The sequence below is a fragment of the Streptomyces sp. NBC_00158 genome (assembly GCF_045160885.1).
Lineage (GTDB): Bacteria > Actinomycetota > Actinomycetes > Streptomycetales > Streptomycetaceae > Streptomyces.
The window spans coordinates 683,806-709,152 of the sequence record NZ_CP108161.1 but is presented as its reverse complement, the minus strand read 5'-3'; the positions used below and the strand labels follow the sequence as shown (position 1 = coordinate 709,152).

Here is a 25,347-nt window from a genome sequence, read left to right as displayed (position 1 = left end):
GGGTCAGGTCCGGCCCGGCCCGGTGATCCGGGCCAGCCGGGTGAAGGAGTCCAGCAGGGCCGCCCGGTCGTACGTGGAGGTGGTGACCAGCAGCTCGTCCGCCCCGGTGGCCTCCGCGACCCGGGCGAGGGCGTCGGCCACCTGCGCCTCCGTCCCGGCGATGTGCCCGGCGAGGCCGCCCTCGTACAGCTCGCGCTCCTTCGGGGCCATCTCCAGCCCCGCGACCTCCTCGGCCGGGCGCAGGGGCGGGAAGCTGCCCCGGGTCCGGGAGAGGGCCAGCGCCCAGGCCTCCGGGAGCAGGATCCGCCGGGCGGCCTCCTCGGTGGCGGCGACCGCCACCGTCCCGGAGACCACCACGTACGGCTCCGCCGCCCACGGGGACGGCCGGAACTCCGCGCGGTAGCGGCCCACCGCCTCCGCGACCTTGGCGCGGGCGCGCAGGTCGCCCACCACCACCGGGAGCCCGGCCCGGGCGGCGATGCCCGCGCCCTCGCCGGTGGCCAGGACGAAGGGCGGGATCCGCAGCCCCTCTGCGGGGCGGGCGTGCACCTCGGGGTGGGCGCGCTGGGTGCCGTCGATCCAGCCGAGCAGCTCGGCCAGCTGCTCCTCGAAGCGGTCGGCGTCGGCGGTGTCCCGGCCCAGGGCGCGGCGGATCCCGCCGGTGAAGCCGACGGAGCGGCCGAGGCCCATGTCGATCCGGCCGGGGAACAGGGCCTCCAGGACCCCGAACTGTTCCGCGACGACGAGGGGTTGGTGGTTGGGCAGCATCACCCCGCCGGTCCCGACCCGGATCCGCCGGGTGGCCGCGGCGACGGCGGCGGCCAGCACGGTGGGCGCGGACCCGGCGACCCCTGGCACGCTGTGGTGCTCCGACACCCAGAAGCGGTGGTAGCCCAGTTCGTCCGCCGCGCGGGCCAGTTCCACGGTGTCGCGCAGGGCCTCGGGGGCGGAGTGTCCCACGCGGGTGCGGGAGCGGTCGAGTATCGAGACTTTTCGGATCACACCCGTCTCAACGCGCGGCGGTCGCGGTCATTCCCCCGCCCCGCCCCGGCCGTGGTGTCGTTGCCGTCGGGGGTGTCGTACCGGCAGCCTAGGCTGCGGGCATGACGAACACCCCCTCGCGCCGTCCACTGGCCGTCTTCGACATCGACAACACCCTCGCGGACACCGGTCACCGCCAGCACTACCTCGAGGGCCGGCCCCGCGACTGGGCCGGGTTCTTCCGCGCGGCGCCGAACGATCCGCCGCTCGCCCGGGGCGTGGCGCTGGCGGTGGAGAGCGCGGCCGACTGCGAGGTGGTGTACCTGACCGGCCGGCCCGAGCGCTGCCGCGCCGACACCGCCGACTGGCTGGCCCGGCACGGGCTGCCGGAGGGCCGGGTGTGGATGCGCGGCAACCAGGACCGGCGCCCGGCGCGGGTGACGAAGCTGGAGGTGCTCGGGCGCATCGCCCGGGGGCGCGAGGTGCGGGTGCTGGTCGACGACGACGAACTCGTCTGCGAGGCCGCCCGGGCGGCGGGCTTCCGGGTGCTGCTGGCGGACTGGGCCGGGGACGCGCCGGAGCTCAAGCAGGCGCAGGAGGGCGAGGGCCGCACCTGACCGGTCCGTCGGTGCGCGGCGCCCGCCCGCGCCCTCAGTCCTCGCCGTCGAGGCGGAAGCCCACCTTCAGTCCGACCTGGTAGTGCGCGACCTGCCCGTTCTCGATGTGCCCGCGCACCTGTGTCACCTCGAACCAGTCAAGGTTGTGCAGGGTCTGCCCGGCACGCGCGATCCCGTTCCGGATGGCCTGATCGATGCCCTCGGGGGAGGTGCCGACGATCTCGGTCACCCGGTAGGTGTGGTTGGACATGGGGGTCTCCCGCCAGTCGTCGCTGTTGCCTTGTTCCACCGTGCCCCAGTAAGCCACGGTCCGCGAACTATGCGTGAACGATCCCGGGCGAAAGGGGGTTGACCCGCCCATTGGTCTATGCCAATTTCAAGCCATCTGAGATCCATCCCCCAGAAGGTGACCCCTCGTGAAGATGCGCTTCCTCGCCGTGTGCACGGCCCTCGCGGCCGCGACCGCCCTGACCGGCTGCGGCCAGTCGGCGGGATCCGACGGAGGCTCCGACAAGGTGACCCTGTGGCTGATGAAGGGCAGCGCCTCCGAGGACTTCATCGCGAAGTTCACCGCCGACTTCGAGAAGCAGCACCCCGGCATCGACCTGGACGTGAAGATCCAGGAGTGGAAGGGCATCGGCGACAAGGTCAACGCCGTGCTCGGCGGCAAGTCCAAGGACCGTGCCGACGTCATCGAGGTCGGCAACACCCAGGTCGCCCAGTACGTCGAGACCGGCGGAGTCTCCGAGGTCACCCTCGAAGGGCTGCGCGAATGGGGCAGCAAGGACTGGCTCAAGGGCCTCTCCGACCCGGGCAGCGTCAACGGGGCCCAGTACGGCGTCCCGTGGTACGCCGCCAACCGGGTGGTGATCTACAACAAGGACCTGTTCGCGGCCGCCGGGATCAAGACCCCGCCCAAGAACCGGCAGGACTGGATCGCCGCCACCCAGAAGCTCGACAAGGGCGACCAGCAGGGCATCTACCTGCCCGGCCAGAACTGGTACGTCCTCGCCGGGTTCGTCTGGGACGAGGGCGGTGACCTCGCCGTCGAGACCAGCGGCCAGTGGGTCGGCTCCCTCGACGACGAGAAGGCCCTCGCCGGGATGGACTTCTACAAGCAGCTCCAGGCCCTCGGCGACGGCCCCAAGGGCGGCGACGAGGAGACGCCCCCGCAGTCCGAGGTCTTCGCCCGCGGGCAGGTCGCCCAGATCATCGCCACCCCCGGCCAGGTCGCCCAGATCGAGGCCGCCAACCCGGCGCTCAAGGGCAAGCTCGGCTTCTTCCCGATCCCCGGCAAGACCGCCGACAAGGCGGGCTCCGTCTTCACCGGCGGCTCCGACCTGATCATCCCGGAGAAGACCGCCCACCGGGCCCGTGCCGTGGACGTGATCACCGCCCTGGTCAGCGAGAAGTGGCAGACGGAACTCGCCCGCACCATGAGCTACGTCCCCAACAAGACCACCCTCGCCCGTGTGGTCGAGGGCAACGACGGCGCCACCGCCATGGCCCCCGGCGCCGCCCAGGGCCGCGCCACCCCGAAGTCCGCGCGCTGGGCCGAGGTCGAGGCCAACAACCCGATCAAGCCGTACATGACGGCCGTGCTCGGCGGCCAGGACCCCCGCCAGGCGGCCAAGGCGGCCTCCGACGCCATGAGTCGGGTCCTCAACTCCGACCGCTGACCCCGGCGGCCGCCAACCCGCCGACCGCCGAGTTCAGCCTCCGCACATCCGGGGGCCGCCGGTCGGTCATGTCGAATCCAGCCGGTCACGGAAGAAGTAGAGGAGCCGGGCCCGCCGCCTGCGGACCCGGCTCCCCGTGCCCGGATCAGGAGCAGCCATGACCATCGCCCCCCTGTCCCCGTCCCCCCTCGCACACCCAGCCCCGGCCGCCGCCCCCACGGCGCCCACGACCCCCACGGCCCCCGCGACCCCCACGGCCCCCGCGACCCCCACGGCCCCCACGGCCCCCGCGGCCCCCACGGCGCCCACGGCCCCCGCGACCCCCACGGCCCCCGCGGCCCCCACGGCGCCCACGGCCCCCACGGCCCCCGCGGCGCCCGCCGCCCCCCGCTACACCGTCCGCCTCGCCCGTGACGAGGACGAGGTCCGTGCCGCCCAGCGGCTGCGCCACCAGGTCTTCGCCGGCGAGCTCGGCGCCCGCCTCGACGGCCCCGAGCCCGGCCTGGACTCCGACGCCTTCGACGCCTACTGCGACCACCTCCTCGTCCTCGACGAGGAGACCGGACAGGTCGTCGGCACCTACCGGCTGCTGCCGCCGGAGCGCGCCGCCGTCGCCGGCCGCCTCTACTCCGAGGGCGAGTTCGACCTCTCCGCCCTCGCCCCGATCCGCCCCGACCTGGTCGAGGTCGGCCGCTCCTGCGTCCACCCCGACCACCGCAACGGCGCCGTCATCGCCCTGATCTGGGCCGGCCTCGCCCGCTACATGGAGCGCACCGGCCACAACTGGCTCGCCGGGTGCTGCTCGATACCGCTGGCCGACGGCGGGGTGCTGGCCGCGGCCACCCGCGAGACCGTCCTCGCCCGCAACCTCGCCCCGCAGGAGTACCGCGTCACCCCGCACCAGCCCTGGAGCCCCGAGGGGATCACCGTCCCCGGCCGCATGGAGCTGCCGCCCCTGCTGCGCGGCTACATCCGCCTCGGCGCCTGGGTCTGCGGGGAGCCCGCCCTCGACGCCGGGTTCGGCTGCGCGGACCTGTACGTGCTGCTCTCCCTGCGCCGGACCAACCCGCGCTACCTGAACCACTTCCTCTCGCTCGCCCCGGGCGCATGAGCGGCTGGCTGCCCACCTCCCCCTGCACCCCCGAGGCCTGCGCCGGCCACCCGGGGGCGGCCGCGGGCGCGGTCCGCGCGGTGCTCCGGCTCGCCACCGCCCTCGCCCTGGTCCTGCTCGCCGTCCCCGCCGCCCCGGCGGTCCGGCTGCTCCCCGCCCGGCCCCGGCGCGCCCTGGTCCGGGCCTGGTCGGCCGCGCTCGTACGGTCGATGGGGATACGGATCACCGTGCACGGCACCCCGGGCCCGGACGGGGGCCGCCTGATCGTCGCCAACCACATCTCCTGGCTGGACGTCCCGCTCGTCGCCGCCGTCCTGCCCAGCCGGATGCTGGCCAAGAGCGAGATCGGGGCCTGGCCGGTGCTCGGCCCGCTCGCCGCCCGGGCGGGCACCCTCTTCATCGAACGCGACCGGATCCGGGCCCTGCCCCGCACGGTCGCGACCCTCGCCGGCGCGATGCGGGCCGGGGACCGGGTCACCGTCTTCCCCGAGGGCTCCACCTGGTGCGGGCGAGCCCAGGGGCCCTTCCGGCGGGCCGCGTTCCAGTCGGCGCTGGACGCGCGGGTCCCCGTACAGCCCGTGCGGATCGCGTACCGGCTGGCGGACGGGGAACTCGCCGGGGCGCCCGCCTTCGTCGGGGAGGACCCGCTGACCGCCTCCCTGTGGCGGATCGCCCGGGCGCGCGGGGTACGGGCCGAGGTGCGGCTGCTGCCGCGCATCCCGGCGGGCCGTCACACCGGCCGCCGGGAACTCGCGGCGGCCGCGCGGGAGGCCGTACTCGGCACGACCGGGCGGGAGCTGCCGCTGCTGACGGGCGTACCCGCGCAGCAGCGGCCCGGCGCGGAGCCGGATCCGGATCAGCCCTCGGCCACCGACAGGGACAGCGCGAACCGGCCCGCCGCGTCCGTCCACCAGTGCGTCAGCTCCAGGCCGGCCCCGGCCAGCTCCTTGCGCACCCCGTCCTGACGGAACTTCGCGGAGACCTCCGTCAGGATGTCCTCGCCCGCCTCGAACGGCACCAGCAGGTCCAGCGCGCGGACCTTGACGGTCACCGCCTGCCGGGCCCGCAGGCGCATCTCGATCCACTCGTGCTCCCGGTTCCACACCGCCACGTGGTCGAAGTCGGCGGTGTGGAAGTCCGCGCCGAGCTCCCGGTCGATCACCGCCAGCACGTTCTTGTTGAACTCCGCGGTCACCCCCCGGGCGTCGTCGTACGCGGCCACCAGCACGGCCTCGTCCTTCACCAGGTCGGTGCCCAGCAGCAGCGCGTCCCCGGGCGACAGCATCGCCCGTACGGACGCCAGGAACACCGCCCGCTCCGGCGGCAGCAGGTTGCCGATCGTGCCGCCCAGGAACACCACCAGCCGGGGCCCCTCGGAGTCCGGCAGCTGCAGCGGCTTCGTGAAGTCGGCCAGCAGCGCGTGCACCCGCAGGCCCGGGTGCTGCGCCGGCAGCAGCTCGCCCGCGCCGACGAGGGCGCTCTCGCTCACGTCCACCGGGACGTACGTCCGCAGCGCGGGCATCGCCTCGATCAGGTGCCGGGTCTTCTCCGAGGAGCCGGAGCCCAGCTCCACCAGGGTGCGCGCCCCGCTCACCGCCGCGATCTCCCCGGCCCGCTCCAGCAGGATCTCCCGCTCGGCACGGGTCGGGTAGTACTCCGGCAACCGGGTGATCTCCTCGAAGAGTTCACTGCCGCGGGCGTCGTAGAACCACTTCGGCGGCAGCTCCTTCGGGAAGCGGGTCAGGCCGCTCAGGACATCGGCGCGCAGCGCCTTGTCGGCGGCGTGCTCGTCCAGGGTCCGGGTCAACTGGAAGTCGCTCACGGGGAGGTCTCCTTGAGGGGGGTCAGGGCGACCCGCGTTCGGGTGGCGGTCAGCAGGGTCCGGTCGGGCACCTCGCACCAGCGCGGGTCGTCGTCGTGGGGCTCGGACGCCACGACCACGCTCCCCGCCGCCGGATCGGCCAGGTACCAGAGTGAGTCGCCCCAGGCGGTCGCCGCGATCGTGGCGCCGTCGGTCAGGAGCAGGTTCAGCCGGGAGCCCGGGGCCGCCGTGGACAGCTCGCGGACCGGCTCCGCCAGGGCGGTGCCCATGTCGTCGCCCTCCCGCAGCCGGTGCAGCACCAGCGCCCAGACCAGCGCCGAATCCGTGCGCGCCGCCAGCTGGAGCAGTTCCCGCGGCGGCAGGGCGGCGGCGAGCGGGCCCGCCGCGTCGGGCCAGTCCCGCACGGCCCCGTTGTGGCTGAACAGCCAGGGCCCCCACGCGAACGGCGCCGCCGCGGCCTCCCCGTCCGCCCCCGGCAGCGTCGCGTCGCGCACGGCGGCCAGGAACGCGCCGCTGCGCACCACGCGGGTGAGGTCGGCGAAGGTCAGGTCCCCCCAGACGGGCCCGGCGCGCCGGTAGCGGGCCGGGACCGGATCGCCCCCGGCGTACCAGCCGATGCCGAAGCCGTCCGCGTTGACGGTGCCGAACCGCTGGCGGCGCGGCTGCCAGGACTGGCGGACCAGGGAGTGCTCGGGCTCGTTCAGCAGCCGCTCCAGCGCCACGGGCGGCCCCAGGTAGGCGAGGTGGCGGCACATCAGGCGTCCCTCGCGGTGCGGAAGCCGGAGAAGATCTGCCGCCGCACGGGCAGGTCCCAGTTGCGGAAGGTGCCCCGGCAGGCGACCGGGTCCACGGCGAAGGAGCCGCCGCGCAGCACCTTGTGCGCCGGGCCGAAGAACACCTCCGAGTACTCCCGGTAGGGGAAGGCGCGGAAGCCCGGGTAGGGCAGGAAGTCCGAGGACGTCCACTCCCACACGTCGCCGATCAGCTGGCGCACCCCCAGTGGGGAGGCCCCGGCCGGGTAGCCGCCCGCGGGGGAGGGGCGCAGGTGGCGCTGGCCCAGGTTGGCGTGTGCGGGGGTCGGGTCGGCGTCGCCCCAGGGGTAGCGGCGGGAGCGGCCGGAGGCCGGGTCGTGGCGGGCGGCCTTCTCCCACTCCGCCTCGGTGGGCAGGCGTCGGCCCGCCCAGCGGGCGTACGCGTCGGCCTCGTACCAGCTGACGTGCAGAACCGGTTCTTCATCGGGTACGGGCTCGGTCACCCCGAAGCGGCGGCGCAGCCACTCGCCGCCCTCGCGGTGCCAGAACAGAGGGGCCCCGATGTCGTGCGCCCGGACCTGCTCCCAGCCCTCGGGGGCCCACCAGCGGGGCTCGCGGTAGCCGCCGTCCGCGATGAAGGCGCGGTAGGCGGCGTTGGTCACCGGGACCGCGTCGATCCAGAAGGAGGTCACCTCCCTCACGTGCGCGGGCCGTTCGTTGTCCAGCGCCCAGGGCTCGGTGGAGGTGCCCATCGTGAACGGGCCGCCCGGGACGAGGACTTCGGCCGCCGCGGGCGGCGGTCCCTGGGGCGGATCCGGTTCGGGGGCGGCCAGGACGGGGGCCCCGGCCCGCAGCTGATGGGTGATCAACATCGTTTCGTCGTGCTGCTGTTCGTGCTGGGCGATCATCCCGAACGCGAAGCCCTCGTCGAGCAGGGCCGTACCCTCCAGCGGAGTGCGCTCCAGCAGCGCGAGGACGCGGCCGCGCACCTCGGCCGCGTACCTGCGGGCCGCCTCCGGGCCGAGCAGGGGCAGCTTCGGCCGCTCGGAGCGCGGATGCTCGAAGGCGTCGTACAGGGAGTTGATCTCCGGGTGCATGGACTCCCGGCCGGCCACCCGGCCCAGCAGCCACAGCTCCTCCTGGTTCCCGATGTGCGCCAGGTCCCAGACCAGCGGGGACATCAGGGGGGAGTGCTGCGCGGTCAGGTCCGGGTCGCTCACCGCGTCGGTCAGCGCGGCGGTACGGGCCCGGGCGGCCGTCAGGGCGGCCGCGGCGCGCTCGCGCAGCAGCTCGGGGCGGATCCCCGGGTGGATCCCGGGGCGGGTCTCGGCGGTCACGGGCGCGGTCCCTTCACGGCGGTCGGCCGGCGCCGGCGGTCCCCCGTGCCGGCCCGGGCGGTGGCGGTGGCGGTCCGCCCCCCGGCGGCTCCGGCCCCGGCTGCGGCTTCGGCGTCGTCGGCCGGGCAGCGCCCGCGCCGTACGTAGCGCTCCGCGAACGCGCCCACCGCGTCCTGGACCTCCCGGCCCGCCCCGAGCCGGGGCAGCGCCTCGCCGGCCGCCCGGAAGCACACGGCGGCGGCCGCGCGCAGCTCCGGGTCGGCGAGCCCCTCCCGGGCGGCGGTCCGCCACAGCGGGTTGCACGGCGCGGGCCCGGTCCCGTACGCGTCGGCCAGTGCCTTCACCGCCCGGTAGGCGGTCTCGGAGGCCGCGGGGTCGTCGAAGAGCGCGTGCACGAGCGCGACCGGGACCAGCCAGCCGTCCTCGCCCGGCTGCGCGTCGATCATCCGCAGCTCCAGGTGGCCGCGCGGCCGGACCGGCGGGAAGAGGGTGGTGAGGTGGTACTCCAGGTCCTCGGCGGTGGGCCGCCGCCCGGCGCCCGTACGCGGTCCCGTGCGCAGCCAGTCGCGGAAGCTCAGCCCGCTCGGCACGGTCCAGGGGCCCTCGCCGGGGGCGCGTACGCACATCACCTCGGTGTCCAGTGCGTGCCGGACCCAGCCGGCCCGGGGTTCGTCCGCCAGCGGCGGGGCGAGCGCGCGCCGCGGGTCGATGTCGCTCCAGATCCCCTGCCGGGCGCACCGCCAGCCCCGGTAGGGGCCGTCGCGGCCGGGGGAGTTCGCGAAGGCGGCCACCAGTACGGCGCCCAGCAGGTGGGCGAGGTGCCAGCGCCTGCCGTGCCCGAGCGGGCCGGGCTCCTCGTGGCCGGCGTCCACGCAGACCTGCACCGAGGCGGAGGAGCGCATCATGGCGCGCCCGGCGGGCCCGGTGCGGTCGAAGTAGGCCTCCATCGCGTCGTAGCGCGGGCTGGCGAGGAGGCGGTCGAGCGGTGCCCGGGGGTCCTGCCCGAGGCCGTGCAGGACGAGGCCCTGGCCGCGCAGGGCGCCGCGGACGGCGGTGAGGTCGGCCCGCAGGCCGTCCAGGCAGGCGGTGAGGGAGTCGGCGGGGGCCGAGCTGAGTTCCAGCTGGCCGCCGGGCTCGACGGTGAGCCGGGAGTTCAGGGGCAGTGCGCGGGCCGCCGCGTGGGCGGCGGTCAGCCGCTCGGGGGGCAGCGGCAGCCAGGGCCGCTCGGCGTCCAGGACGAGCCATTCGAGCTCGGCTCCGAGGAGGCGGGGCGGTCCGGTCTTGAAGCAGATGCCGTGGAGGAGGTCCTCGGCGGCCGCCTCGGTCAGGGGGTTCTGTTCGGCGTTCCTGGCGAATGGAGCGGGCGAGTTCTCGGGCATGACCGGAACCTCGTCTCCTGTCGTCGGCCGTGATGTCACCCGTGCCCTACCCCTCATCGGAGCGCTAATTCCTTTGCCGTCCCGGGTCCCGGGGGCCGAGGATTCCGGCGTGAGCAGCAGATTGCGCGAGATCGCGCGGGAGAACGCACTGATCGCGGCGTCCGGGGAATACCGGACGCGGTCGGGGCGGCGGGTCGCCATCGCCGCCGACCTGGCGGAAGCCAAGGCCGGAACCAGAATATACGGGCCAAAGCGGGCGATACCGGGTGAAGAGTCCGTCGGGGGCGGCCGCGCGACGGTCTTCGAGGTCACGGGGGAGAGCAGCACGGTCGCCGCGCGGCGCCTCGCGGCGGCGGACGGGGAGGGCGGCGTGGCGGTCCTGAACTTCGCCTCGGCCCGCAATCCCGGGGGCGGGTACGTCCGCGGGGCCAAGGCCCAGGAGGAGGCCCTGTGCCGTGCCTCGGCCCTGTACGAGACCCTGCTGGAGGCCCCCGAGTACTACGAGGTCCACCGTGCGGGAAAGAGCACCTTCTACACCGACCGGGTGATTCACTCCCCCGGGGTACCGGTTTTCCGCGACGACCGGGGTGAACTGCTGGACACCCCGTTCCGGGCCGCCTTCCTCACCTCCCCCGCCCCGAACGCGGGCACCATCCGCCGCCAGGAGCCGGAGCGCGCCCACGAGATCCCGGCCGCCCTGGCCCGGCGGGCCGGGCTGGTCCTGGAGGTGGCCGCACTGCACGGGTACCGGCGGCTGGTGCTGGGCGCGTGGGGGTGCGGGGTGTTCCGCAACGACCCGGCGCAGGTGGCCGAGGCCTTCCGGGCTGCCCTGACCGGACGCTTCGCGGGGACCTTCGAGCACGTCGTGTTCGGCGTCCTGGACCGCGACCCCCGCACCCGCGAGGCCTTCGCCGCGGCCTTCGACGGCTGCTGACCGGCGCGGCCCCGGGCGCGCGGGCCCCGGACGGGGGTCAGCGTACGACCTTCATCCCGAAGGGGGTCCCGAAGCCCAGGGCGAAGCCGATCGCGCTGTGCAGGTGGGCGTACATCTCCATGCCGCGGGCGGACACGAGCGGGCCGAGGTCGAGGACGTCGCTCCAGCCGTACGCCTCCAGCAGCTCGGTGACCCGCCGCTTCGCTTCGGCGTCGGCGCCGGCGACGAACATCGTGTGGTCCCCGCCGTTGACACCCCGGGGCCGGACCACGGTCTCCTGCTCCTGGGTGACGAAGGACTTGACGACCTTGGTGCGCGGCAGGGCCCGCTGGATCTGCTCCCCGAGGCTGTCGGTGTCGCACGGGTCGAACTTCGGCATCACGCCCCACGGGGTGGGCCAGGGGTGCTCGCTCTCGTGCCGGTACACGAGCGGCACGGCGTAGTCGACCAGGACCTTGCCCGCCAGCTCGTCCGCGATCGCGGACAGCGCGGCGACCGCGTTGTGCCCGTCGATGCCGTTGACGACGAGCTCGTCCGTACACCTCGTGGCCGAGTTCCAGCAGCCTGGCCGTGTGGGCGCGGGCGCCGCCACCGGTTCCGAGAACGGCGATCTTCATGTGGTTCCTCCCGGTTCATTCCCTTTGGGCATGACCAAGGTAGGAGCATTTAAGGACAGACCATGTCCTTTGACCCGGGCACAGTGGGACACATGACAAGTGACATGACCGTACGGATGCTCCGGCTGCTGTCCCTGCTGCAGACCCGCCGGGAATGGCCCGGCACCGACCTCGCCGACCGGCTGGAGGTCACCGTCCGCACCGTCCGCCGCGACATCGAGCGGCTGCGGCAGCTCGGCTACCCCGTCGACAGCACCCGCGGCCACGCCGGCGGCTACCGCCTGGGAGCCGGCGCCGACCTGCCGCCGCTGCTCCTCGACGACGAGGAGGCCGTCGCGGTCACCGTCGCCCTGCGCACCGCCGCCGGCAGCCTCACCGGGATGGAGGAGACCGCCCTGCGGGCGCTGGCCAAACTGGAACAGGTCCTGCCGCGCCGCCTGCGCGGCAGGGTCGGCGCCCTCCAGTCCACCCTGGCAGGCATCACCTGGCAGGACCGCGGGCCCCGGATCGACCCCGCCCTGCTGACCACCCTCGCCGTCGCCTGCCGCGACCACGAGGTCCTCACCTTCACCTACACCACCCGCCAGGGCCCGGCCGCGCACCGCAGGGTCGAACCCTGCCACCTCGTCGCCTCCGGCGGCCTCTGGTACCTCCTGGCCCACGACACCGGCAAGGACGACTGGCGCCTCTTCCGCCTCGACCGCATCACCGAACCCGCCGCCACCGGACGGCGCGTCCCGGCGCGCGAGGTCCCCGGCGGAGACCCGGCCGCCTTCACCGCAGAGCGCCTGACGGCCGCCCCGACCCGACACCGGGCCGTCGCGACCGTCGACGCCCCGGCCGACACCCTGCGCCACCTGGGCACCCGCGTCCGCCCCGTCACCGCCGCCAGCTGCCGCGTCGACACCTCCGACGACTTCCTGCCCCGCATCGCCGCCACCCTCGCGGGCCTGGACGCGGACTACGCGCTCGACGCCGACCCGGCGGTCCTCGCCCACCTCCGGGCGGCGGGGCAGCGGATGCTGGCCGGGGCCGGCTGAGGGACTACTGCCAGCCGTAGAGCTCGCGCAGCCGGTCCACCACCAGGCGGAACCGGGGCAGGTCCAGCGCGCAGGCCTCGCGCCGCATGCCCGACTCGTGGACCCGCAGCACCCGGTCCAGGTCCACCCAGGACTCCCGGCCCGCCCCGTCCCAGGGGCCGGACCCGATCGGCACCCACTCCCGGTCGTGGTCGTGCCGCTTGCTGGAGAGCTGGACGGCGAGCAGCGTCGCCCCGCCCGCCTCGCGCGCGACCACCAGCACCGGACGGTCCTTGCCCCGCCCGTCGTTCTCCTCGAAGGGCACCCAGGTCCACACGATCTCCCCCGGGTCCGGATCCCCGTCCGGATCGGGGGCGTACTCCGTGCGGACCGGGCCGATGGCGCGCGGATCGGCCTCGGTGGTGGCGGTCGTGCCGTCCCGGCCGGGCTGCTCGACGTGGCTGCTGCCGTGGTGCGAAAGTGCCGTCATGCGGGCGAGGTTAACGGCTCCGTCAGCGACCCCGGACCACGAGCGGCGCGCCCCGTCGCCCACGGGTTGACGCGGAGGGCAGCGGACCCGGGCGGTGTCCGCGAGGACCCGCTCCCGCCGGCCGGCCCGGCAGTCCCGCCCCGGGAACTTCCGCGGATGCTCCGGCGTCTCACCTGTCGAGAGGACGATCACGGAGCGTACGGGGGTAGCGGTATGGCGATCACACTGGCGGAGGAGATCGTGCTGCTCTCGCTGGACGACGAGACCGGTTCGGCGCAGCAGCGGCAGGCGGCCGGCTGGGCCGTCGCCGGGGGTTTCCTGTTCGAACTGGTCCTGGCCGAACGGGTCTCCGTCAGCGGTGAGGCGCTCGTCGTCTCCGACCCGAGCCCGACCGGGGAGCCGCTGCTCGACGGCCGCGTCGAGCTGATCGCGACCTGGCTGCGCGGGCGCGGGCGGCACCGTGCGACGGACTGGCTGACGAGGGACCAGCCCAAGGCCGTCACCGCGGCCGTCGAGCGGCTCTGCGAGCGCGGCGTCATCGTGGAGGAGAAGCGCAAGGTGCTCGGGATGTTCCCGGTGCGCCGCTACCCGGAAGCGGACGGCACGTTCGAGCGCGAGCTGCGCGCCCGCCTCGCCGCCGTCGTACTGGACGGCGAGGAACCGGACACCCGGACGGCCGGCCTCATCGCCCTGATCCACTCCGCCAAACTGCACGCCCTGGCCTTCCCGGACCGGCCGCGCAAGGAGGTGGCCGCGCGGATGGCGGAGATAGCCGACGGCCAGTGGGCGGCCGAGAGCGTCCGCACCGCGATCCGGGACACGCAGGCGGCGATGACCGCGGTGACCGTGGTGACGACGACCACGATCCTCATCTGAGGCCCGCCCCGCCGTGCGCCTGCCCGGTCAGGCGCCGCGCGGCGGGATCAGCCCCGACTCGTGCGCGGCGATGGCCGCCTCCACCCGGTTGCGGGCGCCCAGCTTCGTCAGCACGGCGCTGACGTGCGCCTTCACCGTGCCCTCGACGAGGTGCAGCCGGCCCGCGATCTCCGCGTTGGACAGCCCGGCGCCGAGGCCGGCCAGCACGTCGCGCTCCCGCTCCGTCAGCCGGTCCAGGGAGCGGTGCGGGTGAGCGGAACGGTGGGCGCGCATCCCGGCGATGACCCGCCCCGCGACCCGCGGGGACAGGCGCGCCCCGCCCGCACCGGCCAACGCCCACGTCCTGTCGCTGGCCGCGCTGAGCTGCCTGCTCGGCGCCCGGACGGCGGGCGCCCGGGGCCCCCTCGCCGTGCTCGCCGCCTCCCTCGCTGCCGACCTCGCGGCGTGCGCCGTACTGGGGGTCCCGGCCGTGTGGTGGTTCTACGCCCTGGCCGTGCTGCCCGCCGCCCTCCTGCTGCCCTGGCTGACCGGGCGCCACTGGCGCGGCCGGCGCGAACTCGTACGGGAGGGCTGGCGGTTGGCCGGAAGCCTGGAGGAGCGCCAGCACCTCGTGGCGGAGCGCGTCCGGCTGGCCGAACGGGCGGACATCGCGGCCGACATGCACGACTCCCTCGGCCACGTGCTGAGCCTCGTCGCCCTGCGCGCGGGAGCCCTGGAACTCTCCCCGGACCTCACCGACCGCGACCGGGCCGACCTCGCCGAACTGCGCGGGACGGTCGCGGACGCCGTCGAGAGGCTGCGGGAGACCGTGGCCGTACTGCACGAACCGCACGGTGGGGGCCCGGGGACGGACACCGTCGAGGACCTCCTCGCCCGGGCCGTGGCCTCCGGGGTGCCGGTGCGGTGGGAGCGGCGCGGAACGTTCACCGGCACGCTGCCGCCGCTGGTCGAACGCGGGACGTACCGGGTGGTGCAGGAGGCCCTCACCAATGCCGTGAAGCACGCCCCCGGCGCCGGGGTCAGGGTCGGCATCGACCACGGGCCCGACCGCACCCGGGTCAGCGTCGTCAACACCGCCGCGCGGGACGGCGAACCCGCCGCCACGGGCGTCGCGGCCGGCAGCGGCCGGGGGCTGACCGGGCTCCGGGAACGCGTGGCGGTCCTCGGCGGCACCCTGCGCACCGGGCCGTACCAGGACGGCTTCCGCGTCACCGCCGACCTCCCGCACCGGGCCCCGGCCCGGCGGACCGACCCCCCGGCCCCCGCCGGCAGCGCCCCGGAGTCCACCGAACGGCACGCCGGGGCACGCCGCACCGCCCGCCGCCGAGCCGCGGCCGCCTTCGCGGCACCGGCCGCCGCGGCGGCCTTCTTCCTCCCGGCCGCCGTCGGCCTCGCCTGGCAGCTGACGACGGGCGTGCTGCCGCCCTCCCGCTTCGCCGCACTGGAGCCGGGAGCGCCCCGCACCGAGCTCGCCCGCCTGCTCCCGGCCCGGGCCTTCCCGTACCCGCCCGACCGCCTCCGCTCCGCCCCCCGGCCGGCGGGCGCCGACTGCGAGTTCTACCGGTCCGGCCGGGACCTGCTGGACCAGGTCGACCTCTACCGCCTCTGCTGGCCGGACGGCCACCTGGTCTCCAAGGACACCCTGAAGGCCACCTAAGGTTCATGGCATGGACGCCGCCGCACTCGACCAACGGACCCGCACGCACCGGGACGGCGTACCGCCCGACCTCGTCGAGCGGCTCCTCGACCTCGGACATGCCGACCTCGTGCGCGAGCAGGCCCTCGCGGAGGACGGCGACTGGTACTGCGCCCGGGCCTGGGCGCGCCGGCTGGCCGGGCAGGGCCGCACGGACGAAGCCCTCGCCGTGGTCGCCCGCTACACCGCGACGGGCTGGTTCACCGCCGTGGCGGAAGCCGCCCGGCTGCTCGACGCGACGGGCCGGGGCGAGGAGGCCATCGGAATGCTGCGCCCCTTCGCGGCGGCCGGCGAACGGTCCGCGCTGGCGGAGCTGGCGCCGCTGCTGGCCCGCCACGGCCGGGCCGAGGAGGCGTACGCCCTGCTCGTCCCGCACATCGCGGACTGGTACCTGGCCGAAGCGCTGGCCGACGTGGCCCTCGTACTGGGCCGGGGCGACGAGGTCGCGGAGCGGCTGGCCGCCCGGACCGCGCCCGACCGCCCGTGCGGGCGGTGCGGCGGTCCGGAATGCGCCGGGCGCGGCCCCGAGCCGTTCAACGCGGTCAACCTCCTCGCGTCCGTCCGCGAGCGGCAGGGCCGTACGGGAGAGGCGCTCGCGGTGCTGTACGAGTACGGCGCGACCCCGGTCAACAACCGGGACCCGCTCGCCGAACTCCTCGTGAAGCACGGCCGGATCGCCGAACTCCGCGCCTACGCCGCCGACGGCGAGCACCCGCAGGCGGTCCGGCGGCTGGCGGAGCACCTGGAGGAGCAGGGGGACGTGGCCGGCGCGGTCGAGGTCTACCGGCCGCACGCCGCCCAGGACTTCGGGCACGCCCGGACCCTGCTCGCGCAGCTCCTCGCCCGGCACGGCCGGGGAGGCGAGGCCATCGAGGTGATGAGGGCGCACGACACCTGCGACGACTACGCCCTCCACCTGCTGTGCGGGCTGTTCGCCGCCGAGGGCCGGGCAGAGGAGGGCCTCGCCCACCTCGACGGCCTGAGGTCCCGGCGGGGCGAGGAGGAATGGGAACTGTTCCGGCTGCGCGGCCCGCTGCTGGCGGCCTGCGGCCGGCTGGACGAGGCGGTGGAGCAGGTCCGGGCGCACCCCGAGGGCGCGACCTGGTACGCGGTGGAGGAACTGGGCCGCCTCCTGGCCGCCTCCGGCCGCCCGGAGGAAGCCGTGGCCGTCCTGGAGACGGACCGCACCCTGCACCGCCGGGACCTCGCCCCGCTCCTCGTGGACCTGGGCCGCCCGGAGGAAGCCGTCGCCCTCCTGCGCACCCCGCTCCCCGAGGTCCCCCTGCCCGCCCCCGGGGACTACAGCGAGTGCCCGCCTTTCTGACCGACGGTCACACCCAGCCCTCCAACGAGGCCATGAAGCCCTCGAAGTCGTCGCGGTGGATGGTGTGTCCGGCTCCGGGCACCGTACGGACCTCGAAGCCGCGGGCCTCCAGCAACGCGGAGTGCTCCGGCGGCACGACCGAGCTCGGGTCGGCGAGCTGGACGAGCGAGGGGACCAGCGGGGCCGCCGGCAGCAGGTCCCGGCCGAAGAGCGGTACGAGGCCCAGTGCGGTGGCCTCGTCCCAGACGGCCAGTGTCTCCCGCTCGACGTCCACGTCCGCCTCCTCCCAGCGCGGGTTCATCGCCCGGATCCGCGCCCGGTCCGCCGCCTTGAAGCCCGCGAGGGCCTCCGGGCCGAAGCCCGGCTCCGGTGGCGCCAGGTGCCAGGCCGGGTCCGAGTACACCGCGCGGGCCGGCCGCAGCCGGTCCACGGCCAGGGAGAGGGCCAGGCCGCCCAGCGAGTGGCCGAGGGCCAGATCCGCACCGGACGGCAGGGTCTCGGCGAGGTCGGCGGCGAACAGCTCGGGGCCGTACGGCCCCCGGCCGCTTCCGCCGTGGCCGCGCAGGTCCACCGCGATCACGCGGTAGCCGAGCCCGGCGAGGGCGGGCCCCACCCGGCGCCAGGTGCGGTGGTCGGCCATGATGCCGTGGATCAGCAGGGCCAGGCGGTCGCCCTCGCCCCAGGTACGGGTGTGGAGTCGCACGGTGCGTTTCCTTCCGGGATCTTCGTCCAACAGGTCAGCGGACGCCGCGGATCGGGCGCACCGCCAGCGCTCCCGCCACCGCCAGCACGGCGGCGACGACGAACAGCGCGGTGTAGCCGCCGCTCACCGAGACGACCACGGAGGCGACGAACGGGGCGACGATCTGCGGACCGGCGTTCGCGATGTTGAGCACGCCCATGTCGCGCGCCGCGTCCTCCGCCGCCGGCAGGACCATCGTCACCAGCGCCGTGTCCACGGCCATGTAGCTGCCGAACGCCAGCCCGTTGACCACGGAGAAGGCGAGCATCGCCGTCCAGCTCGCCGAAACGGCCGGGATGACGAGCGCGACCGCCGACAGCAGGGCCGAGGCCCCCACGAACAGCTTGCGCCGGTCGAGCCGGTCCGACAGCCAGCCGCCCGCCACCGTGGAGACGACCATCGCCACGCTCGACAGCGGCATCAGCACGGCCACCGCCGCCTCCGGCTCCATCCCCTCGGGCAGCACGGTGTGGTCCTGGAGGATGTACAGCTGGTACCCGCTCACCGCGAAGTAGCCGAGCACGAGCAGCGCCCGCCCGATGAACGCCCAGCGGAAGTCGTGGTCGCGCAGGGCGCCGGCGAAGGCGGCGAGCTGGGCCCGTACCGGCAGCGGGGCGCGCGCCGGGAGCGGCTGCTCACGGGTGCAGGCGGTGAACAGCACCGCGGTGCCCGCCACGATCGCGCCGAAAACCAGGTAACCGGTGCGGAAGTCCTCGGAGAACGCCGCCCCGGCCAGCGCGCCGAGCACCGAGCCGAACGGCAGGCCGAGCCCGACCGCGGCCGAGGCCTTGCCGCGGGCGCTCACCGGCACCCGGTCGGGGACGACGGAGGTGATGGCTGCCTGGTAGACGTTCATCACGGCCTGGCCGAGGCACCAGGCGATGGTGATCAGCAGGATCGTGTCGGCGAGGCCCAGCAGCAGCATCGCCGGCACCGCGGCGAGCCCGCCGCCGAGGATCCACGGGTTGCGCCGTCCGGTGCGGTCGGACAGGGCGCCCGCGACGGGGTTGAACACCGTCGCGAAGACCGCGGAGACCCCCGCGATCAGGCCGAAGTTGGCGACCTTGTCGGCCGGGTCCACGCGCTCCACCTGGAGCGCGAGCAGGATGCCGGCGACGCCTATGTAGAGGGCGTACATCGCGGTGTTGCCGATGAGCAGCAGTGGCAGCAGTCCGCGGCCGGGGGAGGGTCTGTCGGAGGTGGCGGCGGCGGTGCCGGTGCCGTGGGAGGAAAGAGCCATGGTGCCCTCCTGGGCAGGGGTGGAGGGGTGCGCGCCGCCCCGTCGCGGGTGGCGGGGTGCGACGGGGTGCGAGGGGGCGGCGGCACGTCTGGGAGGGGCCGGCGAAGAGATGGTTACACGTGTCACTGAAACGTGTAAGCACTGTCTAGCACCCGTTTCCGGCCAACCGCTAGCCCCCGTGCGCAACCGTTCTGGAAAGATGCCCGGGCCATGTCTGACTCACCGAACCCACCGGGCCGCCGCACTCCGACCGCCCCGCCCGCCGCGGCACCCGTGCCGACCAGCGCCGACGTCGCCCGCCTGGCGGGCGTCTCGCGCGCGACGGTCTCGTACGTCCTGAACAACGCCGAAGCCGTGCGCATCAGCGAGCCCACGCGGCGCAGGGTCCGCGCGGCCGCCGAGGAGCTGGGCTACGTACCGCACGCCGCCGCCCGCAGCCTGCGTGCCGGGCACACCCGAATCGTCCTGCTGCCCACCTCCCACGTGCCGGCCGGCCCGCTCTACAGCAACTTCCTCAACGAACTCCAATGGGCCCTGCGCCGCCTGGACTACACCGTGGTCCAGTACGGCAGCCTCGGCCTCGGCGGCGACGAGGCCGCCCGCGCCTGGGCCGAACTGCGGCCCGTGGCCGTGATCTCCCTCGGGGAGACCGCCCTGTCCCCGCAGAACGTCGCCACCCTCAAACGGGCCGGAGCGCGCGCGGTGATCACCATGGGCCCGGACACGGTCCCGGGCGCGCACGCTCTCGTGATGGACCAGGCGGAGGTGGGCGCCCGCGCCGCGGAACACCTCGTCGAACGCGGCCGCCGCCGGATCGGCGTCGTCGTCCCGCAGGAGGGCGGCCTGGAACTGTTCTCCGCACCCCGCCTGGCGGGCGCCGGGTCCGTGCCGGGCGCGGAACTCGTACGGCCCCTGCCGATGGCCTACACGGAGGAGTCGGCGGCGGCGCTGGCCGCGCGGTGGGGGGAACTCGGGCTGGACGGGGTGTTCGCGTACAACGACGAGTACGCGATGCTGCTGATGCGGGCCCTGCAGGACGCGGGGGTACGGATCCCCGGGGACACGGCGGTGATCGGCGCGGACGACTTGCTGATCGGACGGCTGCTGCGGCCGAGGCTGAGCACGGTACGGATCGAGATGCCGACGGGGGAGCGGTTGGCGGGGCTGGTGGACGCGGCCGTGCGGGATCCTTCGGAGATCACCGAGCGGCATGACCTGATGGCGGCCGTTGCGGTGCCCCGCGACTCGACTCCTTCTCCTTCTTGACGCGGGCCTCGCACCGCTCAGCGCTGGCGCGCTTCCCGGGCTTCGGCCCGCTGCGACAGCCTCCGGCCGTCGGTCCTGGGGCGGGGTCGGTTCGGGTGGCCGGGGCCGGTGGGTCGGCTGCGGCCGGGTGGGCCGCTGCGCGGGCGAGGGTCCCCTACCCGCCCTTCGCCCGTTCCCCGGGCTGCGCCCGGACCCCTTGCGGGGGCTCCGCCCCCGCACCCCCGCGCCTCAAACGCCGGCGAGGCTGAAGGCACCGGTCGGGGGTGGGGACGGGGTGGGGTGTCGTCCGGGACTAAAACGAGATGATTTCGGCGCGCGGCACCCCGTACGACCTGATCCGGAACAGGCGCCGAACATCGAAGCCCGTCCCGGACGGCACCCCACCCCGGCACCACCCCCGACCCCGCAGCCACCCCACCCCGCAGGCCTCCGGCCCCGCAGCCATCCCACCCCGCAGGGCACCCCCCCGCGGCCGCCCCGGCCCCGCAGCACCCCCCGCACCCCGCCCGGCCAGGGCAAAGGGCCGGCCGGGGCAAGGGCAACCGTTGACACACCCCAACCCCGCGGCGGAAACTGCGGGCGCGCCCCACCGGGCGTGCCCGGGGGTGGGTCCCGGTGCCCACGCCGGCACCCGGTCCGCCGCCGACCGTACGGAGCCGCCCAGGAGAGCCCCCATGAGCATCCGCACCGTCCGCGACGTCTACGTCGTCGACGCCGTCCGCACCCCGATCGGCAAGTTCGGCGGAGCCCTCGCCGGGGTCCGCCCCGACGACCTCGCCGCTCACGTCGTGCGCGCGCTCGTGGACCGTACGCCCGACCTCGACCCCGCCCGCATCGACGACGTCGTCTTCGGCGACGCCAACGGCGCCGGCGAGGACAACCGCGACGTGGCACGGATGGCCGTGCTGCTGGCCGGGCTGCCGGTCACCGTCCCCGGCGTCACCGTCAACCGGCTCTGCGGCTCCGGCCTGGAGGCCGTGATCCAGGCGGCCCGCGCGATCGCGCTCGGCGACGCCTCCGTCGCCATCGCCGGCGGCGTCGAGTCGATGTCCCGCGCCCCCTGGGTGGTGCAGAAGCCCGAGCGCGCCTTCCCCGCCGGGCACCAGCAGATGTGGTCCACCACCCTCGGCTGGCGGATGACCAACCCCCGGATGCCCGCCGAGTGGACGGCCTCCCTCGGCGAGGGCGCCGAGCTGGTCGCCGAGAAGCACGGCATCACCCGCGAGGCGCAGGACGCCTTCGCCCTGGAGAGCCACCGCAAGGCCGCGGCCGCCTGGGCGGACGGGCTGTACGCCGGCGAGGTCGTCCCCTACCCCGGCGCGGACCCGGCCCGCGACGAGTGCATCCGCGAGGGCTCCACCCCCGAGGCACTGGCCCGCCTCAAGCCGGCCTTCCGGACGGACGGTTCGGGTACGGTCACGGCCGCCAACGCCTCCCCGCTCAACGACGGCGCCGCCGCCCTGCTGCTCACCGACGAGGAGGGCCTGGCCGCGACGGGCCGCGAGCCGCTCGCCCGGATCAGCGCCTCCGCCGTCACCGGCATCGAGCCGCAGCTGTTCGGCCTCGGCCCGGTCGACGCGGTGGAGCGGGCCCTCGGCAAGGCGGGCCGTTCCCTCTCCGACCTGACGGCCTTCGAGCTCAACGAGGCCTTCGCGGCGCAGGCGCTCGGCTGTCTCGCGGCCTGGCCGGAGCTGGACCCGGCCGTGGTCAACCCGCGCGGCGGCGCCATCGCCATCGGCCACCCGCTCGGCGCCTCGGGCGCCCGGCTGGCCGGTTCCGTGGCGCACCAGCTGGCGGCGGCCGGTTCCGGCACGGGCATGGCGGCACTGTGCATCGGCGTGGGCCAGGGCATCGCCCTGGTCCTGGAGCGGTAGGAGCCGGCGGCAGCCGGCGATACACCACACCCCAAGACCCCGTCGATCGTTTCCGGTCACGGGGTCCTGTCAACTGCCCAATAACTGAACAGAGATGACGCCCCCGGTCTGGCACGATGGCGCCTGCTGCCGCCCCCCGCCCCGCCCGCCCACCCCCACCCGGAGGCCCCGCGCCATGCCGCTGCTCGATCCGACACTCTGGCAGGACGGACCCACGCTCACCGGCGGTACCGCCCCGGTCGTCGAACCCGCGACCGGCCGTACCCTGGCCACCGTAGACCTCGCCGGCCCCGCCGACGTCGCGGAGGCCGCCGTACGCGCCCGGGCCGCGCAGCTCGACTGGGCGCGCGCCACCCACCTGGAGCGGGCGGCGGTGCTCCGCCGCGCGGGGGACCTGTTCGCGGCGCACGCGGACGAGCTGCGCGAGTGGCTGGTGCGGGAGTCGGGCTCCATACCCGGCAAGGCCGACTTCGAACTCCACGTCGCCGCCCAGGAGTGCTACGAGGCCGCCGCGCTCGCCTCCCGGCCGGCCGGGCAGGTGCTGCAGAGCGAGGCGCCCCGGCTCTCCTTCACCCGCCGCGTCCCGGCCGGGGTGGTCGGGGTGGTCGCGCCGTTCAACGCCCCGCTGATCCTCTCCATCCGCTCCGTCGCCCCGGCCCTCGCGCTCGGCAACGCGGTCCTGCTCAAGCCGGACCGCCGCACCGCCGTCAGCGGAGGACTCTCCCTGGCCGCCGTGTTCGCGGCGGCCGGACTGCCGTCCGGGCTGCTGCACGTACTGCCCGGCGGGGCGGAGACGGGCGCCGCGGTGGTCAAGGACCCGCTGGTGCGCGTGGTCTCCTTCACCGGGTCCACGGCCGCCGGCCGGGCCGTGGGCGAGCTGGCGGGCCGTCACCTCAAGCGCGCACACCTGGAGCTGGGCGGCAACTCGGCCCTCGTCGTGCTCGCCGACGCCGACGTCGAGGCGGCCGTCGCCCAGGCCTCCTGGGGTTCCTTCTTCCACCAGGGCCAGATCTGCATGACCGCCGGACGCCACCTCGTGCACACCTCGCTCTACGACGAGTACGTGGAGCGGCTCGCCGCCCGCGCCGAGGCCCTCGCCGTCGGCGACCCCTTCCGCGACCGCGTCCACCTGGGCCCGCTGCTCGACCGGACGCAGCTGGAGCGGGTCCACGGCCTGGTCGGCGCCAGCGTCGAACAGGGCGCCAAGCTCGTCGCAGGCGGCACCCACCAGGACCTCTTCTACCGGCCGACGGTGCTGGCGGGCGTGGCCGACGACACCCCCGCCTACGCCGAGGAGGTCTTCGGCCCGGTGGCGCCCGTACGCTCCTTCGCGACCGAGGACGAGGCGGTGGAACTGGCCTCGGCGGGCCCGTACGGACTCTCCCTGGGCATCGTCACCGCCGACGCGGGACACGGCCTGGAGCTGGCGCGGCGCATCCCGACCGGGATCGCGCACGTCAACGACCAGACGGTGAACGACGAGGCGGTGGCCCCCTTCGGCGGGGTCGGCGCCTCCGGCACGGGTGCCCGGTTCGGAGGCGAGGCCAACCTCGACGCCTTCACCGAACTGCGCTGGACCACGGCCCGCACCACCGCCCCCGGCCACCCCTTCTAGGGGTTTCCCACACGGTCGCGGAATGCGCCGGGGCGGCCGTTCGTTCCTTCAGGACACCCGCAATACAGGAGGTCTGGAAACCGTGGCTACTGTCGAGCTCACCAAGGAGAACTTCGACGAGACGGTCAGCGAGAACCCGTTCGTGCTGATCGACTTCTGGGCCGGCTGGTGCCGTCCCTGCCTCCAGTTCGCGCCGGTCTACGAGAAGGCCGCCGAGGCCAACCCCGACCTGGTCTTCGCCAAGGTGGACACGGAGGCCCAGCAGGAGCTCGCCGCGGCCTTCCAGATCACCTCGATCCCGACGCTGATGATCGTCCGCGACCAGGTCGCCGTCTTCGCGCAGCCCGGAGCGCTCCCGGAGGCCGCCCTGACCGACCTCATCGGGCAGGCCCGCGCCCTCGACATGGACGAGGTCCGCGCGAAGATCGCCGCCTCCCAGACCGAAGGGAACGCCCCCGGCACGCCGGAGGCCTGAGATTGCCGCACGAGGCCCGGCCGCTGCGGGGACACTGGTCCGCATGACCGAAGCCGTGGAGTACGACGTGGTGGTGCTCGGCGGGGGACCGGCCGGCGAGAACATCGTCGACCGGACCCGCGCCGCCGGGCTGAGCACGGCCCTGGTGGAGAGCGAGCTCGTCGGCGGGGAGTGCTCCTACTGGGCCTGCATCCCCAGCAAGGCCCTGCTGCGCCCGGCCCTCGCCCGCGCCGACGCCCGCCGGGTGCCGGGGCTCGCGGACTCCGTCCGGGGGCCGCTCGACGCCGAGGCGGTCTTCGCGCACCGCGACTACTGGACGGGCCACTGGAAGGACGACGGCCAGCTCGACTGGCTCGACTCCATCGGCGCCCACCTCTACCGGGGCCACGGCCGCCTCTACGGGATCCGCAAGGTCGCCGTGACCAGCCCCGAGGGCGTGCACCACGTGCTCTCCGCCCGCCACGCCGTCGTCGTCGCCACCGGCAGCCGGGCCTTGCTCCCCGACCTGCCCGGACTCGCCGGGGCCGGGGCGTGGACCAGCCGCGAGGCCACCTCCGCCCGGGAGGTGCCCGGCCGGCTGCTGATCGTCGGCGGCTCGGTGGTGGCCGCCGAGATGGCCACCGCCTGGCAGGCCCTCGGCTCGAAGGTCACCGTACTGGTGCGGGGTTCCGGGCTGCTGCCCCGGATGGAGCCCTTCGCCGGGGAGCTGGTCGCCGAGGCCCTGGCCGAGGCCGGCGCCGTGGTCCGTACCGGGGTGGCGGTGGAAGCGGTCGTACGGGACGGCCCGACCGGCCCGGTCACGGTGGTGCTGGAGGGCGGCGAGCTGCTGGAGGGCGACGAGCTGCTGATGGCGACCGGCCGCGCCCCCCGTACCGAGGACATCGGGCTGGACACGGTCGGGCTGACGCCCGGCGACTGGCTCGGGGTCGACGAGAGCTGCCGGGTCACCGGACACGACTGGCTGTACGCGGTCGGGGACGTCAACCACCGGGCGCTCCTGACCCACCAGGGCAAGTACCAGGCCCGCATCGCGGGCGCCGCCATCGTCGCCCGGTCCGCCGGACCGGGCGCCCCGGCCCCGGACACCGGCCGCTGGGGCGCGCACGCGGCGACCGCCGACACGCAGGCCCTCCCGCAGGCGGTCTTCACCGACCCGGAGGCGGCGGCGGTCGGCCTCACCCTCGCGGAGGCGGAACGGGCCGGCCACCGGGTCCGCGCCGTCGACCACGACCTCGGCAAGGTCTCCGGCGCGGGCCTGTACGCCGACGGCTACCGGGGCCGGGCCCGCATGGTCGTGGACCTCGACCGGCAGGTGCTGCTGGGCGTCACCTTCGTCGGCCCGGGCGCCGCCGAGCTGCTGCACGCGGCGACCGTCGCCGTGGCGGGGGAGGTCCCCATCGACCGGCTGTGGCACGCGGTCCCGGCGTTCCCCACCATCAGCGAGGTCTGGCTGCGCCTCCTGGAGGCCTACCGGGGCTGACCGCCCCCGCCGGCGCCCCCA

Annotated in this window: 23 protein-coding genes and 2 pseudogenes; 14 read left to right on the top strand and 11 right to left on the bottom strand. The window is 75.3% G+C overall.

What is annotated here, in order from left to right:
- Window positions 1-3: 3 nt before the first annotated feature.
- Window positions 4-1,002: an MsnO8 family LLM class oxidoreductase gene (locus OG553_RS03130; protein WP_405977470.1), complete on the bottom strand. Its 999-nt coding sequence runs from the start codon at window positions 1,000-1,002 to the stop codon at window positions 4-6.
- A gap of 101 nt (window positions 1,003-1,103) precedes the next feature.
- Here OG553_RS03130 and OG553_RS03125 point away from each other — a divergent pair, with 101 nt between their 5' ends.
- Complete coding sequence (locus OG553_RS03125) at window positions 1,104-1,598, top strand: hypothetical protein (RefSeq protein ID WP_405977469.1); 495 nt, start codon at window positions 1,104-1,106, stop codon at window positions 1,596-1,598.
- 34 nt (window positions 1,599-1,632) lie between these two features.
- On the opposite strand, the gene OG553_RS03120 is transcribed toward OG553_RS03125, so the two are convergent.
- On the bottom strand, window positions 1,633-1,848 hold the full coding sequence (locus OG553_RS03120) for a dodecin (protein ID WP_405982935.1): 216 nt from the start codon (window positions 1,846-1,848) through the stop codon (window positions 1,633-1,635).
- Window positions 1,849-2,014: 166 nt separating this feature from the next.
- On the opposite strand from OG553_RS03120, the gene OG553_RS03115 reads away from it, so the two are divergent.
- The 3 genes from OG553_RS03115 (at window position 2,015) to OG553_RS03105 (ending at window position 5,353) form a co-directional block, all read left to right on the top strand.
- Window positions 2,015-3,277 carry an extracellular solute-binding protein gene (locus OG553_RS03115; RefSeq protein ID WP_405977468.1) on the top strand — a complete coding sequence of 421 codons (1,263 nt, stop codon included), beginning with the start codon at window positions 2,015-2,017 and terminating at the stop codon, window positions 3,275-3,277.
- Between the two features lie 157 nt (window positions 3,278-3,434).
- Window positions 3,435-4,388, top strand: a complete 954-nt coding sequence (locus OG553_RS03110) for a GNAT family N-acetyltransferase (RefSeq protein WP_405977467.1) — start codon at window positions 3,435-3,437, stop codon at window positions 4,386-4,388.
- The gene (locus OG553_RS03105) at window positions 4,385-5,353 is read left to right on the top strand and encodes a lysophospholipid acyltransferase family protein (RefSeq protein WP_405977466.1); all 969 of its coding nucleotides are present in this window, start codon (window positions 4,385-4,387) and stop codon (window positions 5,351-5,353) included. The genes OG553_RS03110 and OG553_RS03105 overlap by 4 nt, the downstream gene beginning before the upstream one ends.
- Here OG553_RS03105 and egtD read toward each other — a convergent pair.
- Genes egtD through egtA form a run of 4 tightly spaced genes read right to left on the bottom strand, consistent with a single transcriptional unit; the run spans window position 5,245 to window position 9,678 of the window.
- Window positions 5,245-6,210, bottom strand: a complete 966-nt coding sequence (egtD, locus tag OG553_RS03100; RefSeq protein WP_405977465.1) for an L-histidine N(alpha)-methyltransferase — start codon at window positions 6,208-6,210, stop codon at window positions 5,245-5,247. The two genes, OG553_RS03105 and egtD, sit on opposite strands and share 109 nt — an antisense overlap.
- The gene (gene egtC / locus OG553_RS03095; RefSeq protein ID WP_405977464.1) at window positions 6,207-6,965 is read right to left on the bottom strand and encodes an ergothioneine biosynthesis protein EgtC; all 759 of its coding nucleotides are present in this window, start codon (window positions 6,963-6,965) and stop codon (window positions 6,207-6,209) included. The genes egtD and egtC overlap by 4 nt, the downstream gene beginning before the upstream one ends.
- Window positions 6,965-8,299: an ergothioneine biosynthesis protein EgtB gene (gene egtB, locus OG553_RS03090; RefSeq protein ID WP_405977463.1), complete on the bottom strand. Its 1,335-nt coding sequence runs from the start codon at window positions 8,297-8,299 to the stop codon at window positions 6,965-6,967. Before egtB ends, egtC begins: the two co-directional genes overlap by 1 nt.
- Entirely contained in the window at window positions 8,296-9,678 is a 1,383-nt protein-coding gene (gene egtA, locus OG553_RS03085; protein WP_405977462.1) for an ergothioneine biosynthesis glutamate--cysteine ligase EgtA, read from the bottom strand. The genes egtB and egtA overlap by 4 nt, the downstream gene beginning before the upstream one ends.
- Window positions 9,679-9,787: 109 nt before the next feature.
- On the opposite strand from egtA, the gene OG553_RS03080 reads away from it, so the two are divergent.
- Window positions 9,788-10,612, top strand: coding sequence for a TIGR02452 family protein (locus OG553_RS03080; protein ID WP_405977461.1), 825 nt, complete (start codon window positions 9,788-9,790; stop codon window positions 10,610-10,612).
- A 37-nt stretch (window positions 10,613-10,649) separates the two neighbouring features.
- Here the strand turns inward: OG553_RS03080 and OG553_RS03075 are convergent.
- Window positions 10,650-11,229, bottom strand: a pseudogene (locus OG553_RS03075) (NADPH-dependent F420 reductase).
- A 92-nt stretch (window positions 11,230-11,321) separates the two neighbouring features.
- Between OG553_RS03075 and OG553_RS03070 the strand changes: the two are divergent.
- Window positions 11,322-12,269, top strand: coding sequence for a helix-turn-helix transcriptional regulator (locus OG553_RS03070; protein WP_405977460.1), 948 nt, complete (start codon window positions 11,322-11,324; stop codon window positions 12,267-12,269).
- A gap of 4 nt (window positions 12,270-12,273) precedes the next feature.
- On the opposite strand, the gene OG553_RS03065 is transcribed toward OG553_RS03070, so the two are convergent.
- Entirely contained in the window at window positions 12,274-12,738 is a 465-nt protein-coding gene (locus OG553_RS03065; protein WP_405977459.1) for a type II toxin-antitoxin system PemK/MazF family toxin, read from the bottom strand.
- Window positions 12,739-12,951: 213 nt separating this feature from the next.
- Between OG553_RS03065 and OG553_RS03060 the strand changes: the two genes are divergently transcribed.
- Window positions 12,952-13,614, top strand: coding sequence for a GPP34 family phosphoprotein (locus OG553_RS03060; RefSeq protein ID WP_405977458.1), 663 nt, complete (start codon window positions 12,952-12,954; stop codon window positions 13,612-13,614).
- A gap of 27 nt (window positions 13,615-13,641) precedes the next feature.
- Here OG553_RS03060 and OG553_RS03055 read toward each other — a convergent pair.
- Window positions 13,642-13,941 (bottom strand): annotated as a pseudogene (locus OG553_RS03055) (response regulator transcription factor); the annotation flags it as partial.
- Here OG553_RS03055 and OG553_RS03050 point away from each other — a divergent pair.
- Together OG553_RS03050 and OG553_RS03045 are read left to right on the top strand one after the other, a co-directional pair.
- Window positions 13,895-15,271: a sensor histidine kinase gene (locus OG553_RS03050; RefSeq protein WP_405977457.1), complete on the top strand. Its 1,377-nt coding sequence runs from the start codon at window positions 13,895-13,897 to the stop codon at window positions 15,269-15,271. The pseudogene OG553_RS03055 and the gene OG553_RS03050 overlap by 47 nt on opposite strands.
- A 10-nt stretch (window positions 15,272-15,281) precedes the next feature.
- Window positions 15,282-16,634, top strand: a complete 1,353-nt coding sequence (locus OG553_RS03045; protein ID WP_405977456.1) for a tetratricopeptide repeat protein — start codon at window positions 15,282-15,284, stop codon at window positions 16,632-16,634.
- A gap of 7 nt (window positions 16,635-16,641) precedes the next feature.
- On the opposite strand, the gene OG553_RS03040 is transcribed toward OG553_RS03045, so the two are convergent.
- Entirely contained in the window at window positions 16,642-17,337 is a 696-nt protein-coding gene (locus tag OG553_RS03040) for an alpha/beta fold hydrolase (protein WP_405977455.1), read from the bottom strand.
- Between the two features lie 34 nt (window positions 17,338-17,371).
- Window positions 17,372-18,616 carry an MFS transporter gene (locus tag OG553_RS03035; protein ID WP_405977454.1) on the bottom strand — a complete coding sequence of 415 codons (1,245 nt, stop codon included), beginning with the start codon at window positions 18,614-18,616 and terminating at the stop codon, window positions 17,372-17,374.
- A 210-nt stretch (window positions 18,617-18,826) separates the two neighbouring features.
- On the opposite strand from OG553_RS03035, the gene OG553_RS03030 reads away from it, so the two are divergent.
- From OG553_RS03030 to OG553_RS03010, 5 genes are all read left to right on the top strand, one after another.
- Window positions 18,827-19,882 (top strand): LacI family DNA-binding transcriptional regulator, encoded by a 1,056-nt coding sequence (locus tag OG553_RS03030; RefSeq protein WP_405977453.1) that lies wholly within the window; start codon window positions 18,827-18,829, stop codon window positions 19,880-19,882.
- Between the two features lie 674 nt (window positions 19,883-20,556).
- The gene (locus tag OG553_RS03025; protein WP_405977452.1) at window positions 20,557-21,756 is read left to right on the top strand and encodes a thiolase family protein; all 1,200 of its coding nucleotides are present in this window, start codon (window positions 20,557-20,559) and stop codon (window positions 21,754-21,756) included.
- Between the two features lie 175 nt (window positions 21,757-21,931).
- On the top strand, window positions 21,932-23,371 hold the full coding sequence (locus OG553_RS03020; protein WP_405977451.1) for an aldehyde dehydrogenase family protein: 1,440 nt from the start codon (window positions 21,932-21,934) through the stop codon (window positions 23,369-23,371).
- An 82-nt stretch (window positions 23,372-23,453) separates the two neighbouring features.
- Window positions 23,454-23,846: a thioredoxin family protein gene (locus OG553_RS03015; protein WP_405977450.1), complete on the top strand. Its 393-nt coding sequence runs from the start codon at window positions 23,454-23,456 to the stop codon at window positions 23,844-23,846.
- 43 nt (window positions 23,847-23,889) lie between these two features.
- Window positions 23,890-25,326 carry a dihydrolipoyl dehydrogenase family protein gene (locus OG553_RS03010; RefSeq protein ID WP_405977449.1) on the top strand — a complete coding sequence of 479 codons (1,437 nt, stop codon included), beginning with the start codon at window positions 23,890-23,892 and terminating at the stop codon, window positions 25,324-25,326.
- Window positions 25,327-25,347 lie beyond the last annotated feature (21 nt).

What these genes read in the sequence shown, in the direction of transcription:
- OG553_RS03125 (WP_405977469.1), top strand. Translation starts at nt 1,104, where the DNA reads ATGACGAACACCCCCTCGCGCCGTCCACTGGCCGTCTTCGACATCGAC.
- OG553_RS03120 (WP_405982935.1), bottom strand. Translation starts at nt 1,848, where the DNA reads ATGTCCAACCACACCTACCGGGTGACCGAGATCGTCGGCACCTCCCCC.
- OG553_RS03110 (WP_405977467.1), top strand. Translation starts at nt 3,435, where the DNA reads ATGACCATCGCCCCCCTGTCCCCGTCCCCCCTCGCACACCCAGCCCCG.
- OG553_RS03105 (WP_405977466.1), top strand. Translation starts at nt 4,385, where the DNA reads ATGAGCGGCTGGCTGCCCACCTCCCCCTGCACCCCCGAGGCCTGCGCC.
- egtC (WP_405977464.1), bottom strand. Translation starts at nt 6,965, where the DNA reads ATGTGCCGCCACCTCGCCTACCTGGGGCCGCCCGTGGCGCTGGAGCGG.
- egtA (WP_405977462.1), bottom strand. Translation starts at nt 9,678, where the DNA reads ATGCCCGAGAACTCGCCCGCTCCATTCGCCAGGAACGCCGAACAGAAC.
- OG553_RS03070 (WP_405977460.1), top strand. Translation starts at nt 11,322, where the DNA reads ATGACAAGTGACATGACCGTACGGATGCTCCGGCTGCTGTCCCTGCTG.
- OG553_RS03065 (WP_405977459.1), bottom strand. Translation starts at nt 12,738, where the DNA reads ATGACGGCACTTTCGCACCACGGCAGCAGCCACGTCGAGCAGCCCGGC.
- OG553_RS03060 (WP_405977458.1), top strand. Translation starts at nt 12,952, where the DNA reads ATGGCGATCACACTGGCGGAGGAGATCGTGCTGCTCTCGCTGGACGAC.
- OG553_RS03050 (WP_405977457.1), top strand. Translation starts at nt 13,895, where the DNA reads ATGACCCGCCCCGCGACCCGCGGGGACAGGCGCGCCCCGCCCGCACCG.
- OG553_RS03045 (WP_405977456.1), top strand. Translation starts at nt 15,282, where the DNA reads ATGGACGCCGCCGCACTCGACCAACGGACCCGCACGCACCGGGACGGC.
- OG553_RS03035 (WP_405977454.1), bottom strand. Translation starts at nt 18,616, where the DNA reads ATGGCTCTTTCCTCCCACGGCACCGGCACCGCCGCCGCCACCTCCGAC.
- OG553_RS03030 (WP_405977453.1), top strand. Translation starts at nt 18,827, where the DNA reads ATGTCTGACTCACCGAACCCACCGGGCCGCCGCACTCCGACCGCCCCG.
- OG553_RS03025 (WP_405977452.1), top strand. Translation starts at nt 20,557, where the DNA reads ATGAGCATCCGCACCGTCCGCGACGTCTACGTCGTCGACGCCGTCCGC.
- OG553_RS03020 (WP_405977451.1), top strand. Translation starts at nt 21,932, where the DNA reads ATGCCGCTGCTCGATCCGACACTCTGGCAGGACGGACCCACGCTCACC.
- OG553_RS03010 (WP_405977449.1), top strand. Translation starts at nt 23,890, where the DNA reads ATGACCGAAGCCGTGGAGTACGACGTGGTGGTGCTCGGCGGGGGACCG.